Source organism: Dyella ginsengisoli LA-4 (assembly GCF_000334915.1).
GTDB classification, from domain to species: domain Bacteria; phylum Pseudomonadota; class Gammaproteobacteria; order Xanthomonadales; family Rhodanobacteraceae; genus Dyella_A; species Dyella_A ginsengisoli_A.
On record NZ_AMSF01000082.1, the window covers coordinates 16958 to 31579 of the forward strand.

The 14622-nt window shown below is 69.0% G+C and carries 11 protein-coding genes and 1 tRNA gene; 4 read left to right on the plus strand and 8 right to left on the minus strand.

Going from position 1 to position 14622, the window contains the following annotated elements; genetic code table 11:
- Positions 1 to 112 precede the first annotated feature (112 nt).
- The 7 genes from C693_RS0117635 to C693_RS0117680 all read right to left on the minus strand — a co-directional run bounded on the left by C693_RS0117635 (position 113) and on the right by C693_RS0117680 (position 7208).
- On the minus strand, positions 113 to 1237 hold the full coding sequence (locus C693_RS0117635; protein ID WP_017463609.1) for a slipin family protein: 1125 nt from the start codon (positions 1235 to 1237) through the stop codon (positions 113 to 115).
- 415 nt (positions 1238 to 1652) lie between these two features.
- Positions 1653 to 1728: transfer RNA gene (locus tag C693_RS0117640), tRNA-Leu, on the minus strand.
- A gap of 729 nt (positions 1729 to 2457) precedes the next feature.
- Positions 2458 to 3060, minus strand: coding sequence for a response regulator transcription factor (locus C693_RS0117660; protein WP_017463612.1), 603 nt, complete (start codon positions 3058 to 3060; stop codon positions 2458 to 2460).
- Complete coding sequence (locus C693_RS0117665; protein WP_017463613.1) at positions 3057 to 4286, minus strand: sensor histidine kinase; 1230 nt, start codon at positions 4284 to 4286, stop codon at positions 3057 to 3059. Before C693_RS0117665 ends, C693_RS0117660 begins: the two co-directional genes overlap by 4 nt.
- Complete coding sequence (locus C693_RS0117670) at positions 4283 to 5500, minus strand: sensor histidine kinase (RefSeq protein WP_083868355.1); 1218 nt, start codon at positions 5498 to 5500, stop codon at positions 4283 to 4285. Before C693_RS0117670 ends, C693_RS0117665 begins: the two co-directional genes overlap by 4 nt.
- A gap of 41 nt (positions 5501 to 5541) precedes the next feature.
- Positions 5542 to 6303, minus strand: coding sequence for an ABC transporter permease (locus tag C693_RS0117675; RefSeq protein ID WP_017463615.1), 762 nt, complete (start codon positions 6301 to 6303; stop codon positions 5542 to 5544).
- Positions 6303 to 7208, minus strand: coding sequence for an ABC transporter ATP-binding protein (locus tag C693_RS0117680; protein WP_017463616.1), 906 nt, complete (start codon positions 7206 to 7208; stop codon positions 6303 to 6305). Before C693_RS0117680 ends, C693_RS0117675 begins: the two co-directional genes overlap by 1 nt.
- 293 nt (positions 7209 to 7501) lie before the next feature.
- Here C693_RS0117680 and C693_RS0117685 point away from each other — a divergent pair, with 293 nt between their 5' ends.
- Positions 7502 to 9001 carry an aminotransferase class III-fold pyridoxal phosphate-dependent enzyme gene (locus C693_RS0117685; protein ID WP_017463617.1) on the plus strand — a complete coding sequence of 500 codons (1500 nt, stop codon included), beginning with the start codon at positions 7502 to 7504 and terminating at the stop codon, positions 8999 to 9001.
- A 54-nt stretch (positions 9002 to 9055) separates the two neighbouring features.
- Here the strand turns inward: C693_RS0117685 and C693_RS0117690 are convergent, their stop codons facing one another.
- A complete protein-coding gene (locus C693_RS0117690; protein WP_017463618.1) occupies positions 9056 to 10333 on the minus strand; it encodes an MFS transporter in 1278 nt (425 codons plus the stop codon).
- Between the two features lie 176 nt (positions 10334 to 10509).
- Between C693_RS0117690 and C693_RS0117695 the strand changes: the two genes are divergently transcribed.
- From C693_RS0117695 to C693_RS22145, 3 genes are all read left to right on the plus strand, one after another.
- A complete protein-coding gene (locus C693_RS0117695; protein WP_017463619.1) occupies positions 10510 to 10827 on the plus strand; it encodes a PsiF family protein in 318 nt (105 codons plus the stop codon).
- 101 nt (positions 10828 to 10928) lie between these two features.
- A complete protein-coding gene (upp, locus tag C693_RS0117700; RefSeq protein WP_017463620.1) occupies positions 10929 to 11573 on the plus strand; it encodes a uracil phosphoribosyltransferase in 645 nt (214 codons plus the stop codon).
- Positions 11574 to 11748: 175 nt separating this feature from the next.
- Entirely contained in the window at positions 11749 to 14568 is a 2820-nt protein-coding gene (locus C693_RS22145; protein ID WP_083868356.1) for a lamin tail domain-containing protein, read from the plus strand.
- Positions 14569 to 14622: the final 54 nt, after the last annotated feature.

Here is a 14622-nt window from a genome sequence, read left to right on the forward strand (position 1 = left end):
CGTCATCCCAGCGCACGCTGGGATCCAGTGCCTGTCCCGTCAAGCTCGGGAGAAAGTCGCTGGGCCCCAGCGTTCGCTGGGGCGACGGCAAGGAAGCGCTCCGCCATGTGGCCTACGTCTTCAGACTCACCAACTGCTTCAGCACGCCGTCCAGGCCACCGAACACGGTCAGCTTGTCGATCTTCTCGGTGACCTTTTCCAGCGCCTCGAGCTCCTTCAGGCGCATCAGCACCGGGCTCTCCTCGATCAGGCGGGCGGTGTTGAGCAGCGAACGCGTGGCGTTCGACTCCTCGCGACGACGGATCACGTTGGCCTGGGCCGCCTTCTCCGCCTGCACCACGCTGTTGAGGATGTCCTTCATCTCGCCCGGCAGGATCACGTCCTTCACCCCGACACCGAGTACCTCGATGCCCAGCTCGACCACGCGACCACGCGCGTAGGCAAAGATGTCCGCGTCCAGCGAGGCCTTGTCGCCGAGCAGCTCGTCCAGCGTCTTGGCCGAGACCGCCTTGCGCAGGCCGTACTGCAGTTCGCGGTAGACGTAGTCGCCGTACTTGGCCACCTTGGTGCGCGCGGCGACCGGATCGGTCACGCGCAGGCTGGCGGCCAGGTTCACCCGCAGGCTCACCTTGTCGCGGGTCAGCAATTCCTGGCCCGACACCTCCAGCGACTGCACGCGCAGGTCGATCACCTCCAGCGAGACATTCCTGCGGAAGTTCCAGAACGCGTACGCGCCGGGCGCCAGCGTCTCGACCAGGGTGCTGTCGACGAACAGCAGGCCGGCCGACTCGGTCGGCACGTCCACCGTCACCGCCACCTTGGCCAGCACGCCCAACTGACGCAGGCGCTCGGCCACGCGCGGATCCACCCGCAGCGAGTCGACCAGCGATACCGTCACCACCTCGACCGCCACCAGGCCCTTCCAGTACAGCCTCCGGGTGCCCGGTGCCAGCACGTCTTCCAGCTTGCCGTTCTTCAGCACCAGACCGACCTGGTCGGTGCCGATGTCGGCGAGCACGAAGTGCTCGGCCAGCGGGCCATCGATCCGCGCCATCAGCACCTCGGCATCGCTGCCGGCGTACTCCGGGCGGACCAGTGGGTGCACGGTCACGGCCACGCGGTTGCGCGGGTCGAACACCCGGTACACGCCGGGCGCCAGCACGCGCTCGAAGCGACGGTTGCGGTACAGCAGGCCGCGCTCGCCGTCGCCGACCACGATCTGCTTGATCCAGAACATGGGGAAACTCCTTCTTCATTGACGGTTTCGATCCGCGGACAAAATCCTCCCGGCGGCAGCGGATCGAGTCGCCACCGGGATTATCTTTATCGGGGCAAAAACCACCCCTTCCCTTGCGGGATGAAAATCGCCGAGTTGATCCCGTCGGCGATTATTCGAATTAGGCGGAAACGCCCCTTGACGCGAACGGGACGGAGCTATCGCGCTGTCCACGGAGAGCCGACGCGGGAGAACCGGCCCGGCGATGTGCTGCCGATGCCCGGGTCCCGGCGGCCGTCCGCTTCGAGGGCGGCGGCCCGGTCCCGCCCCCGCTGCCCCGCACGAACCGGCTGCCTTCCTGGCGGCCGGCCCGTGCGGGGCACGGGGCGTTTCCTGGTCGGGACTTGCGTCCCTGGTGTCATGACGTGACAAGTCATGCTTGGAGCGGGAGTCGAACCCGCGACACTCGGTATCTGAAACCGATGCTCTACCCGACTGAGCTATCCAGTAGCTGACGTTGCCGGAATCGAACCGGATGCAGCCTGCGCTGCTGCCCTCCCCTGGACCAACGTCATCGTGGAACACCGTCCGCCGGCCCTCGGCATACGCATCACGGCAGCGCCGCGCGCACCGGGCGGGCCTTGGGAACCCGCACCGCTGAAGGCTTTTGAGTCGATGCTTCGCATGACCGGCTGTCGCCAACCGGCCATTCGTGCAGGTCGCAAGCGACCCTGTCCGTGGGAATCCATTTCAAGCACAGCCCGCGCCGAAGCATCGGGACGCAGCGCACCTGCGCCGGTAGCAGCCGTGCCCCTGCCCCGGCTGGATACAGCCGGATGCTTCAGGGCGAGATGGATGACCTCAAAACTTTTCGGGGCATGAAGATCCCTTTCGAACGCCACAAACAAAACGCCCCCGGGTGGGAACCCGAGGGCGTTCGCTTGAGCCTCGGGAGATCGGGGTGACCGATCTCCGCAGGCGGGATCAGTCGAGGTGGGGCAGACGCCCTTCGAACCAGCGGCGCAGCGGCAGCGCGCACACGCCCGCATCGCGCTTCAGGAGCGATGTGCTTGGCATATGGGCGATGAGGCAATACGCGTTCATGGCTCGACTCGAAGAAAAGGGAATTACCGCCCACAAGGGGTCGGAGGCCGCGAAGATTACGCGCGGCATTTCGTCATTGCAAGCACTTTTTTCGATTAATTTTCGGGACGCCGATTAATCGACCGAAAAAGCGGGCATTACAGCCAGCCTTTCTGCCGTGCCAGACGATACGCCTCGATGCGATTGCCGACACCGAGCTTGCCGATCGCCTCGGACAGGTAATTGCGCACGGTGCCGTGCGACAGGTGCAGCTGGGTGGCGATGTCGCTGGCACTCTGGCCTTCGCCGGCCAGGCGCAGCACCTGGCGCTCGCGATCGTTGAGCGGATCGGCCTCCGACCAGGCGTCCAGCGCCAGTTGCGGATCGATCGAGCGCCCGCCGCGATGGACCATGCGCAGCGCCTCGGCCAGGTTCTCCGCCGGCGCGTCCTTCAGCAGGTAGCCGGACACGCCCGCCTCCAGCGCGCGACGCAGGAAGCCGGGGCGGGCGAAGGTGGTGACGATGATCACCTTGATCGGCAGCTCGTGACGCTGGATGCGCTGGGCCAGCTCCAGCCCGGTGAGCCCGGGCATCTCGATGTCGGTGACCAGCACGTCCGGCTTCAGCCGCTGGAGCTCGCGCCAGGCCGCCTCGCCGTCCGGCGCGCTGCCCAGCACCTCGATGTCGCTTTCCAGGTTGAGCAGCGCCGAGAGCGCGCCGCGCACCATCGCCTGGTCCTCGGCCAGCATCACGCGGATCATGCGGCGCTCCCGGCCGCGTGACGGCGCGTGCCAGCATCGGCTGGCGGTTGTGCGGAGATCGCCATCGGTACGGCAACGGTGATCGTGGTGCCTTTGCGCAGCGGGGAATCGATGACCAGGCTCCCGCCCAGGGCACGCATCCGCTCGCGCATGCCACTGATGCCGTTGCCATGCGCGGCCAGCCCGCCGCAACCGTTGTCGCTGATCCGCATCCTGAATTCGCCTTCCTCGCTGGAGATCTCGATGCGCGCCTCGGTGGCGCGCGCGTGTCGGTGGATGTTGGTGACTGCCTCGCGCAGCACCAGCGCGAGCGGCGCCTCGACCTCGCGTGGCAGCGCCAGCGATTCGGGCGTACCGCCGCCGAGCAGGATGCCGGACGCCTCAAGCATCAGGCGCGCGGAAATCAGTTCGGCGGCCAGGTCGCCACGACGCATGCCGGTGACCGCGGCGCGCACCTCGCCCAGCGCATGGCGGGCCACGCGCTCGACCTCTTCCATCTCGCGCTGCGCCGCGTTCGCATCACGCAGGGCCAGCTTGCGCGCCAGCTCCGACTTGATCGCCACCAGCGACAGCGTATGGCCGAGCAGGTCGTGCAGATCACGGCCGATGCGCTCGCGCTCGGCCAGCGTGGCCAGCCGGCGCACCTCCTCCTGCGACAGCCGCAGCTCGGCGTCGCGGCGCACGCCACGCATGTAGATGAAGTTGCTGAAGCCGCCGAACAGCGAGGTCATGGGCACCACCAGCAGCAGGCTCTTGTGGCCGTCGATCAGCAGCACCTCGGGCACGGCAAGCAGCGACGCCACCGCCACCGCGAGCAGCCACAACCGCCAGGAAGGATGAAACGCCAGGTTGATGCTGGCGATCATCAGATAGATGAAGGCGGCGCTGTTGAGCGGCCACAGCAAGAGGCCGATCGCCACCAGCCCGGCGGCGTTCACCACCATCTGCCGTACCGGCATGATGTACATGCGGATGTAGAAGAACAGGTAGAACACCAGCGAGAGCAGGGTCGGACCCATCCAGTGCCAGCTGAAGCCTTTCTCCAGGGGGAGCATGATCACCGCGATGAACGAAAACAGCTGCAACCCGGCCTGCCAGCGCAGGTAGGTGGGTGAGCGCAGCTGGCCGAGCAGCGACTCGGGATCGGGCCGGAACAGGCGGTGGAAGGCCCCGGCGAAAGGCCTTTGCCGGACGCACGGCGCCACGGAATGCATCGGCGTGCTCATGCGGCACTCCTGCCCGCGGCGGGGAGAGACACGACGGCCGCGGCCTCTGCCTCGCCCTGTTCCGGCGCAACGATCGGCTCGACCGCCGGCGCGCGCACCCGGATGGTGAGATGGGTGCCGCGCCCGCGCGGCGAATCGATCGCCAGTTGCCCGCCCAGCGAACGCACCCGCTCACGCATGCCGCGCAGACCGTTGCCGTCCTCGGCGATGCCGCCGCGGCCGTTGTCGCAGATCTCCATCACCACGTCGCCGTGGTCGCAGCGCAGACGGATCCGCGCCTCGCTGGCGCGGGCATGCCGCACGATGTTGGTCGAAGCCTCGCGGATCACCAGCGCCAGGTGGCGTTCCACGTCTTCGGGCAATGCCGACACGCCCAGCTCGTAATCCAGGTGCACCCGCGACGAGGCCAGCAACAGGCGCGCCGAGGCCAGCTCCGCGGCAAGGTCGGTGGCGCGGATGCCGGTCACCGCCGCACGCACCTCGGCCAGCGCGTGCCGGGCCACCGCCTCGGCCTCGCTCATCTCGCGCCGCGCCGCCTCGCTGTCGCGGTCGAACAACTTGCGCGACAGCTCCAGCTTCAGCGTGATCAGCGACAGCGTGTGACCGAGCAGATCGTGCAGGTCGCGACCGATCCGCTCGCGCTCGGCAGTGGCGGCAAGCCGGCGCACCTCTTCGTGCGACAGGCGCAGCTCGGCATCCTTCTCGCTGCTGGTCGTCTCGGCGTTGATGATCAGGCCGATGATGTAGGTGACGATCGGCATCGTGAACGTGGCCTGCCATGGGTAGTGCAGCAGCCAGGCCTCGGCAAGCAAGGCCACGTTGAGCCCGGCGAGGGCCAGCATGTAGGTGCGGAACGACATCCGGCAGACGCGCAGCATCACGCAGCCGAACACGAAGTAGGTCAGGCCGCTGGGATACCAGGGCAGCAGCACCATGCACAGCACCAGCATCCCCGCCGCGTAGATGGGCGAAGCGCGGCGCGAGGCGATGCAGCACATGCCGTACAGCGCCAGGAACACCGGGTAGGACAGCAGCGTGAGCAATACCCAGCGCAGGTTCCACGCGTCGCGGTCGAACACCGGGGTGATGAAGATCCAGGCCGACCACAGCAGGTGCACCGCATCGGTCCACGGCGACTTGCCGCGAGACACGCTTTCGGCCACCAGCGAGTCCGGCGCCGGCTTCATCCAGGCAGGCAGGTTTGCAAGGCGCATGATCGGTCCCCTGCCGGTCGGGCGCACGGAGGCGGAAGCCATCAGCCTACCCGGCGCAGGCGGCGGGCCGCCAGCACGAGGAAAGCCGCCGCGAACGCAGCCAGCGCCAGCACGTGCGGCCACAGCGCGCCCTGGCCCATGCCGACCGCCGCCAGGGTGAGCTGGTTCAGGTGGTAGCTCGGCCACACCGGCGCCATCGCCTGCAGCGGCTTGGGCAGCATGCTCAACGGCAGCCACAGGCCGGACAGGAAGGCCATCGGAAGGTAGACCAGGTTGAGCAGGCCGGGCGCGCCCTGCCCCTTGATCAGGGTGCCGACGAACATGCCCAGCGCGCAGAACGGCAGCACGCCGAAGGCACCGGCCAGCAGCATCGCCAGCACCCGCGCCGGCGACAGGGTGACCCCGCCGAGGGTCAGGCCGAGGGTTAGCAGCAGCGCCGCCACCAGTGTGGCCATGCCCATCGCCATCACCATCTTGCCGAGCAGGTAGGCCCCGGGCGGCATCGGCAGCGCGCGCTTGAGGGTGAGCAGGCCGCCCTCGCGTTCGATCGCCAGCGACGCACCGAAGCCGAACAGGCCCGGGCCGATCACGCCGAAGGTGGTGTAGCTGGCCAGCAGATAGCGCGAGGCATCGCTGCCGGAATGGTTCAGCAGCACGCCGAACATCAGGTAGAACACGGTGGAGAACAGCGTCACCGGCAGGATGAAAGAGGGCGCGCGCAGGTAACGCAGGCACTCGCTGCGGATCTCTTGCAGGTAGGCGCCGGCGACTCGGCGCGGCGACATCGTGATTGTGGCGTCCATCAGGCGGCCTCCCGGTCCTGGCGGCTGAGTTCGACGAAGGCTTCGGCCAGGCCGGCACGACGCACTTCCAGTTCCGACAGAGCGGTGTCGGCGTCGAGCAGGCGACGCAGCACCGACTCGGCGGCGGCGGTGGTGACCACCAGCCGCCCCTCCTCGCGCTGGGCGGCGGCAACGTGGGTCCAGCCCGCCACCGCCTCGGCGTCGAGGTCGCTCAGGCAGCGGATGCGGGTCATGCCGACGCGACCGCGCAGGTCGTCCACGCTGCCTTCGGTGAGCACCCGCCCCTGCCCCATCACCACCACCCGCTGGGCCAGCGCTTCGGCCTCCTCCAGGTAATGCGTGGTCAGCACCACGGCGCAGCCCTCGCCGACCAGCGTGCGGATCGCCGCCCACAGCTTCTGTCGGGCCTCGATGTCCATGCCCACGGTCGGTTCATCCAAGAACAGCAGGTCCGGCCGCCCGCACAGCGCCAGCGCGAACTGCACCCGCCGCTGCTGGCCGCCGGAAAGCTTGCCGTAGGGCCGGGTCAGCAGGTCGTCGACGCCGGCCAGCCCGGCGCTCTCGGCCAGCGGCCGCGGCGCCGGGTAATAGCTGGCCGTCAAGCGCAGCAGCTCACCCACGCGCAGTGTCGCCGGCAGCGCCGCCGATTGCAGCATCACGCCGATGCGGCGACGGGAGGCGACATCCTGCGGATCCCGACCGAACAGCCGTGCCTGGCCGGACTGCGGCCGCACCAGGCCGAGCAACACGCCGATCGAGGTGCTCTTGCCGGCCCCGTTGGGGCCGAGCAGGGCCAGCAGCTCGCCGGGGCGCACGGCCAGGTCGAGCGCGTCCAGGGCGGTGAGCGCGCCGTAGCGCTGGGTGACGCCGACGAGCTCGGCAACGGGGGGCATCGAGGGGTTCATGCAGGCCTCCTTGGGATGGTCACAAAACTAGCCATGGCAGGCACTTGCGGCCACTCGCGGACATCAGCCGACGCACCTGACAGGCGTCATGCGGGGTACCGGGAAAAGGCCCCTCGCGCTATGCTCGGGGGATGCCTGAAGCCCGTCAGCCCTTATGCGGCGGTGCGTCAGACGGCCCGAAAGGCCTGCGGGAAGCGCGCCGCGCGCGGTGCGGCGTTCCCGCCCATATCACGAATCCACCGGCCTGCTTTGCGTTGGGAGCGAGGCGCCGTTGGAGGTTGAGGAGGAGCGTTATGCACGTCATTGAACAGCTGCGCGAACTGCGCGATTTCGGCGGCAAGCCGCGGACCACCGGTCTGGACGATGCCACCATCGAGCGCATGGCCGCGCAGGATCCGATGCTCGGGCAGGCGGTATCCGAGGCGGTGTCGCGCCATCGCGAACTGCGCGCGGACCTGGCCGATTTCCTGAAGCTCGACGAGGCCGAGCAGTTGGCCCGCGCCCAGGCCGGCTACGTCAATTTCTATCCCGACGACGCGATCAACCCGTACCTGCCGGCCGCCGCGCGCGGCCCGTGGGTCGTCACCCTGAAGGGTGCCGTGATCCACGACAACGGCGGCTACGGCATGCTCGGCTTCGGTCACAACCCGCCGGCGGTGCTGGAGGCGATGAGCCGGCCGCAGGTGATGGCCAATGTGATGACCCCGAGCGTGGCGCAGATGCGCGCCTCCGAGGCGCTGCGCCGCGAGATCGGCCGCACCCGCGGCGGCTGCCCGTACGACCGCTTCCTGTGCCTGAACTCCGGCTCCGAGGCGGTCAGCCTGGCCGGCCGCTTCGCCGACGTGAACACCAAGCTGATGACCGACGAGGGCGGCGCCCACGCCGGCCGCAAGGTCAAGCGCATCGCGGTGCGCGGCGCGTTCCACGGCCGCACCGAGCTGCCGGCGCTGTACTCGGACTCCACCCGCAAGACCTACCTGCAGCACCTGGGCAGCTTCAAGCATCACAACGACCAGCTGATCATCGTCGAGCCGTACAACGTCGAGCAGCTGGAGCAGGCGTTCGCCGAGGCCGACAAGCAGGGCTGGCACATCGAGGCGATGTTCCTCGAGCCGGTGATGGGCGAAGGCGACCCCGGCCGCGCGGTGACGCCGGAGTTCTACGAAGCGGCCCGCCGCCTGACCCGGGCGCACGGCACGCTGCTGCTGGTCGACTCGATCCAGGCCGGCCTGCGCGCCCACGGCGTGCTGTCGATCGTCGACTACCCGGGCTTCCAGCAGTTCGAGGCGCCGGACATGGAGACCTACTCCAAGGCGCTGAACGCCGGTCAGTACCCGATGTCGGTGCTGGCGGTGAACGAGCGCACCGCCAAGCTGTACCGCAAGGGCATCTACGGCAACACCATGACCGCCAACCCGCGCGCGCTGGACGTGGCCTGCGCCACGCTGGGCATGCTGGACGACGCCGTGCGCACCAACATCCGCGAGCGCGGCCAGGAGTTCGTGGCCAAGCTCAACGCGCTGAAGGACGAGCTGGGCGGGCTGATCACCAAGGTGCAGGGCACCGGCCTGCTGTTCTCCTGCGAGCTGGCGCCGCAGTTCAAGTGCTACGGCGAGAACTCCACCGAGGAGTACATGCGCGAGCAAGGCATGGGCGTGATCCACGGCGGCACCAACTCGCTGCGCTTCACCCCGCACTTCCAGGTGACCAGTGCCGAGGTGGACCTGGTGGTGGCGAGCGTGAAGCAGGCGCTGCTGCACGGGCCGAAGCGCGCGCAGGCCGAGGCGGCGTAACGCCCCTCTCCTGCCGTCGCGACGAAGGGCGCGCCCGGCCGGGCGCGCCCTTTTTCATGCCGGTCGCGGGCCCACCTTCACCGGCGGGGTCTCCGGCACCTGCACGATCGCGAACAGCCCCAGCAGCGCCGCGCCGGTCATGTACCAGGCCGGCGCCAGCGGGTTGCCGGTGACCCGGATCAGCCACGCCAGCATGAACTGGGTGGCGCCGCCGAACACCGAGATCGCCAGCGCGTACATCAGCGCGAAGCCGCCGGAGCGGATCCGCGCCGGCAGCGACTCGGTGACCGACACCAGCATGGTGCCCGTACACAGCGTGGAGGCCACCGTGAGGATGCCGGTGACCGCGTAGAGCACCGGACCGCCCGGCGCGTGCTGCAGCCACCAGAACGCCGGCAGGATGGCCACCAGCAGCACGATCCACGGCGCCAGCATCACCGGCTTGCGGCCGAAGCGGTCGGACAGCCAGCCGCTGAGCGGGTCGCAGCACAGGCCGCACAGGCCGACCATCGCCGTGGCGCCCAGCGCGATGCGCTCGGGCAGGCCCAGCGTGGTGCTGGCGTAGGTGGTCATGTACTCCAGCACGTAGTTGGCGGTGGTCGCCGCCGCCAGCATCGCCAACCCGAGCAGCGCCAGCCGCAGCGGATGGGCGCCGTGGCCGGCGGCGGCTGCCGGCTGCAGCTGCGGCACGTGGGTTTCGGCCAGCGTGCGCCGCATCACCAGCGCGAACGGCACGATCACCGCGCCCAGCCCAAGCGCCACGCGCCAGCCCCAGGCGTCGAGCTGGGCCGGGGTCAGCAGGTGCGCCAGCGCCATGCCGACCAGCCCGGCGACCAGCACCGCGAAGTCCGCGCTCATCGCCTGCATCGCGATGTACAGCCCGCGCCGGTGCAGCGGCGCGGCCTCCATCAGGAAGGCGGTGCTGGGGCCCACCTCGCCGCCCAGCGCGAAGCCCTGCAGCAATCGCAGCAGCACCACCAGCACCGGTGCCGCCACGCCGATGGACGCATACGGCGGCACCAGCGGCAGCCCGATCACCGCCACGCCGATCAGCACGAACGACAGCAGCATCGCCGGCTTGCGGCCGCGCCGGTCGCCCATGCGCCCGATCACCCAGGCGCCCAGCGGCCGGGTCAGGAATCCGGCGCCGAAAGTGGCCAGCGAGGCGAGCAGGCTGACCGCCGGCTCGTCGGAGGGAAAGAAGCTGCGGCCGATCTGCACCGCGAAGAACGCGTAGGTGACGAAGTCGTAGAGCTCGATCGCGTTGCCTGCCGCCACGGCGGCGATCTGCCGCGCCGGCAGCCCGGCCGCGGCGGTCGCTGATCCGGCCATACCCGTCCCCCCTGCGCCCATCCCCGGCCGGCAGCATGGGCGACACCCGGCATGGCTGGCAAACACACGCCCACACCCGGCCCGGCGCCACGCATGAAATTGCGGTAGCGCGCGCCGGGCTTCCGGCGCGAGACTGCGCTGCCGGCAGCCGCCGGTCACTTCGGGAGGATCGCACCATGGGCAAACCGTTCCGTCTGCTGCTAGCCGCCTCGCTCACCGTCGCCGGCGCCCTCGTCCTGTCCACGCCGGTGGTCGCGGCCGCCAAGCCGATGACCGCGCAGCAACAGCGCATGACCGACTGCAACAAGCAGGCTGCCGGCAAGAAGGGCGACGAGCGCAAGGCCTTCATGAAGTCCTGCCTCAAGGGTGGCGCCGCGGCGCCGGGCAAGATGACCCAGCAGGAAAAGATGAAGAAGTGCAACGTCGACGCCAGCAAGCAGGGGCTCAAGGGCGACGCCCGCAAGAGCTTCATGAGTACCTGCCTGAAGGGCTGAAGCCACCCGCGCAGGCCGGTGCGGATGCACGCGCCGGCCTGCGTCGATAAGCTTGGGCGCTGCCCGCGACGCGCCGCGTCGCCTCAATGCCAGGTTGCCCCATGTCCGTCGTCGAAGTGCGCCACCCGCTCATCCAGCACAAGCTCGGCCTGATGCGCCGGGCCGGCATCAGCACCAAGGATTTCCGCGAGCTGGCCTCGGAAGTGGCCGCCCTGCTGACCTACGAGGCGACCAAGGACCTGGAGACCGTCGAGCAGGCGATCGACGGCTGGGCCGGCCCGCTCACGGTGCAGCAGATCAAGGGCAAGAAGATCACCATCGTGCCGATCCTGCGCGCGGGCCTGGGCATGCTGCCGGGCGTGCTCGACCTGATCCCCGCCGCCAAGGTCAGCGTGGTCGGGCTGCAGCGCGACGAGGAAACGCTCAAGCCGGTGACCTACTACGAGAAGCTCACCGGCCGCATGGACGAACGCATCGCGCTGATCGTCGACCCGATGCTGGCCACCGCCGGTACCCTGCTGGCCACCGTGGACATGCTCAAGGCCGCGGGCTGCAAGCGGATCAAGGGGCTGTTCCTGGTCGCCGCGCCGGAGGGCCTCGCGCGCATGGAAGCCGCGCACCCCGACGTCGAGATCTTCACCGCGGCCATCGACCAGCGGCTCAACGAGCACGGCTACATCCTGCCGGGCCTGGGCGATGCCGGCGACAAGATCTTCGGTACCAAGCAGTTGCCCGACGGGGACTGAACCGACACCCCCTTTCCTCCGGCGCCGACTCGGCGCAGAGTGTTGCGATGTCGACGGGCGTCGGCATCGCCGTACGCAACGCTCCGGGGGGAGCTTTAGCGAAACTGTCGCAATAAGTTGCTAGCGTCCGGCGCGTCACGGATCCACAAGGGATCCCGCCAGAGGGGACTACAACATGCAGGGAATGAACGTGCGGCGCGCCGTGATGGCGACGCTGACCGGATTGGCGTTGTCGTTTTCGGCCTACGCCAGCGATCTGGAAATCAACCAGTTCCGCGTCCGCGGACCGGCCGGCGGCAACGACGAATTCGTCGAACTGATCAACGCCGGCCCGACCGCGATCGACGTGTCGGGCTACAAGCTCAACGCCTCCAATGCCAGCGGCACGGTCGGCACGCGGCTGACCTTGCCGGCCGGCACCAGCATCGCGCCGGGCTGCCACCTGCTGCTGACCAACGCGGCCAGCAGCGGCTACTCCGGCAGCGTGGCCGGTGACCTGACCTACAACACCGGCGTCACCGACACCGGCGGCCTGGCGATCCTGGATGCCGCCGGCACCGTGCTCGACCAGGTCGGCCTGAGCAGCGGCTCGGCCTACCAGGCCGGCACGCCGCTGGCCTCGCTGGGCTCGAGCAACTCGGACACCTCCTACATCCGCACCACCAATGCCGCCGGCCTGCCGAACAACAGCGGCGACAACAGCGCCGACTTCGTCACGCTGAGCCCGAGCGCACCGCACAACAGCGCCAGCCCGTGCGTGGCGATGGGCGCCAGCGTGTCGATCGCCGACGCCAGCGCCACCGTGACCGGCGCCGGCGACGTGCAGATGCCGTTCACCGTGACCCTGTCCGAACCGGCTCCGGCCGGCAGCGGCGTCACCGTGCACGTGGCCACCGCCGACGACACCGCCTCGGCCGCCGCGGGCGACTACGACGCGCTCGACACCGACGTCACCGTCGCGCCGGGCCAGAGCTCGGCCAGCTTCGATGTCACCGTGCACGGCAGCAGCGTCGGCAAGGCCGATCGCGCGTTCACCGTGAACCTCAGCAACCCGAGCGGCGGCTACACCCTGGCCCGTGCCAGCGCGATCGGCGCGATCCTCTACGACATCCCGGTCACCGCCGAGCTGTACGAGATCCAGGGCCGCGAGCAGACCTCGCCGCTGCTCGGCAAGCGCGTGATCACCCACGACAACGTGGTCACCGCGGTGGGCCCGGCCGGCTTCACCATGCAGACGCCGGACGCCCGCGCCGATGCCGATCCGCTGACCTCCAACGGCCTGTACGTGTTCACCGGCAGCGCCCCGACCGTGGCGGTCGGCGACGTGGTCGACGTGAACGGGCGGATCGACGACTACTACCACCTGACCGAGCTGAAAAGCCCGGAGATCACCGTGGTATCGCACGGCGCGAAGCTGCCGAAGGCGGTCGAGTTCGACGCCGGCACGCCGTCGATGGATCCCGACCACCTGTCCTGCGGTGCGACCAACTTCCAGTGCTTCATGAGCATGCGCGTGCATGTGCGCCACGGCATGATCAACACCGGCAACAAGCGCTTCAGCGGCGAGCCGTATGCCGAGGTGAGCATCACCGCCAGCGGCCGGCGCTCGCTGCGCGAGCCGGGCGTGGTGTACGGCGTGCCGGTGCCGGCGGGCGTGGACCTGCCGAACTGGGACGGCAACCCGGAAGTGTTCAAGATGAACACCGCCGACTTCGGCGCGGTACCCATGAACACCCCGTTCAATGCCGGCTCCACCTTCGAGGCCACGGGCGTCATCTCCTATGACTTCGGCGCCTACACCCTGATCCCGACCACGTTCCGCCTGACCCGCGCCGTCGAACTGCCGCGCCCGGTCGACAAGGCGCCGCCGATCGCCCTGCGCATCGGCGCGCTCAACACCGAGCGCTTCTGCGACTCGACCTTCGACACCACCTACACCTGCAGCGGCGCCAGCTCCGAGCCGACCGAGGCCGAGGTGCAGCTGAAGATCGAGCGGCTGTCGGCCTATATCGGCGGCGTGCTGCGCCTGCCGGACGTGCTGTCGGTGGAGGAGGTGAAGAACCTGCCGCTGCTGCAGCGCCTGGCCAAGCAGTTGGGCGACGACTACGGCGCGAGCTACGACGCCTACCTGATGGAAGGCCACGACCCCAGCGGCATCGATGTCGGCTTCCTGGTCCGCACCGACCGCGTGAAGGTGCTCTCGGTACGCCAGCTGGCCGCCGACGAGACCTGGGACGACAACGGCAGCACGGCGTACATCCATGACCATCCGCCGCTGCTGCTGACCGCCCAGGCCGGCCTGATGCGCTTCCAGGTGATCTCGGTGCACACCAAGGCGCGGCAGAAAGTCGATGGCAGCGGCAGCGCCACCGATCGCGACCGCGAAAAGCGTTTTCTGCAGGCCAAGTCGATCGCCACCCAGGTGCAGTTGCTGCAGCAGGCCTCGCCGCTGACCCCGCTGATGGTGGTGGGCGACTTCAACAGCTACCAGTTCAGCGACGGCTTCGTTGACATGGTCGGGCTGATCTCCGGCCGCTACCAGGACAGCCAGAACCTGCTGAAGCTGGGCGAGCCGAACATCGTGCATCCGGCGCTGTGGAACGCGGTGGAGTCGGTGCCCAGCAACGATCGCTACTCGTTCCAGTTCACGCAGAACTTCGGCGAGATCCAGGGCTACACCAAGGCCGGCTCGGGCAACTCCGGCCGCTCGGTGCCGACCTTCCAGGTGCTGGACCACGCGCTGCTGAACCTGCCGGCCCGCTGGCGCTTCATGCGCATGCAGTACGGCCGCGCCGACCTCGACGCGCCGGTGCAGACGGCCGATGACGCGGCCAGCGCCACCGGCATCGACAAGGCGATCGGTGTCTCCGACCACGACGGTTTCGTGGTGGAGCTGCTCGATCCGTCGCTGGTGTTCGGCCACGGCCATCACCGCCACGATCGCCATGGCGATCACGACAGGGATCACCGCGACAACGGCCACCACATCCACTGATCTGGCCGCGCTTCAACGCAAAAGGCCACGCCCGGCAACGGGCGTGGCCTTTCC

What these genes read in the sequence shown, in the direction of transcription:
- C693_RS0117670 (WP_083868355.1), bottom strand. Translation starts at nt 5,500, where the DNA reads ATGCGCCTTGCAAACCTGCCTGCCTGGATGAAGCCGGCGCCGGACTCG.
- C693_RS0117680 (WP_017463616.1), bottom strand. Translation starts at nt 7,208, where the DNA reads ATGAACCCCTCGATGCCCCCCGTTGCCGAGCTCGTCGGCGTCACCCAG.
- C693_RS0117675 (WP_017463615.1), bottom strand. Translation starts at nt 6,303, where the DNA reads ATGGACGCCACAATCACGATGTCGCCGCGCCGAGTCGCCGGCGCCTAC.
- C693_RS0117690 (WP_017463618.1), bottom strand. Translation starts at nt 10,333, where the DNA reads ATGGCCGGATCAGCGACCGCCGCGGCCGGGCTGCCGGCGCGGCAGATC.
- C693_RS0117635 (WP_017463609.1), bottom strand. Translation starts at nt 1,237, where the DNA reads ATGTTCTGGATCAAGCAGATCGTGGTCGGCGACGGCGAGCGCGGCCTG.
- C693_RS0117685 (WP_017463617.1), top strand. Translation starts at nt 7,502, where the DNA reads ATGCACGTCATTGAACAGCTGCGCGAACTGCGCGATTTCGGCGGCAAG.
- upp (WP_017463620.1), top strand. Translation starts at nt 10,929, where the DNA reads ATGTCCGTCGTCGAAGTGCGCCACCCGCTCATCCAGCACAAGCTCGGC.
- C693_RS0117660 (WP_017463612.1), bottom strand. Translation starts at nt 3,060, where the DNA reads ATGATCCGCGTGATGCTGGCCGAGGACCAGGCGATGGTGCGCGGCGCG.
- C693_RS0117695 (WP_017463619.1), top strand. Translation starts at nt 10,510, where the DNA reads ATGGGCAAACCGTTCCGTCTGCTGCTAGCCGCCTCGCTCACCGTCGCC.
- C693_RS22145 (WP_083868356.1), top strand. Translation starts at nt 11,749, where the DNA reads ATGCAGGGAATGAACGTGCGGCGCGCCGTGATGGCGACGCTGACCGGA.
- C693_RS0117665 (WP_017463613.1), bottom strand. Translation starts at nt 4,286, where the DNA reads ATGAGCACGCCGATGCATTCCGTGGCGCCGTGCGTCCGGCAAAGGCCT.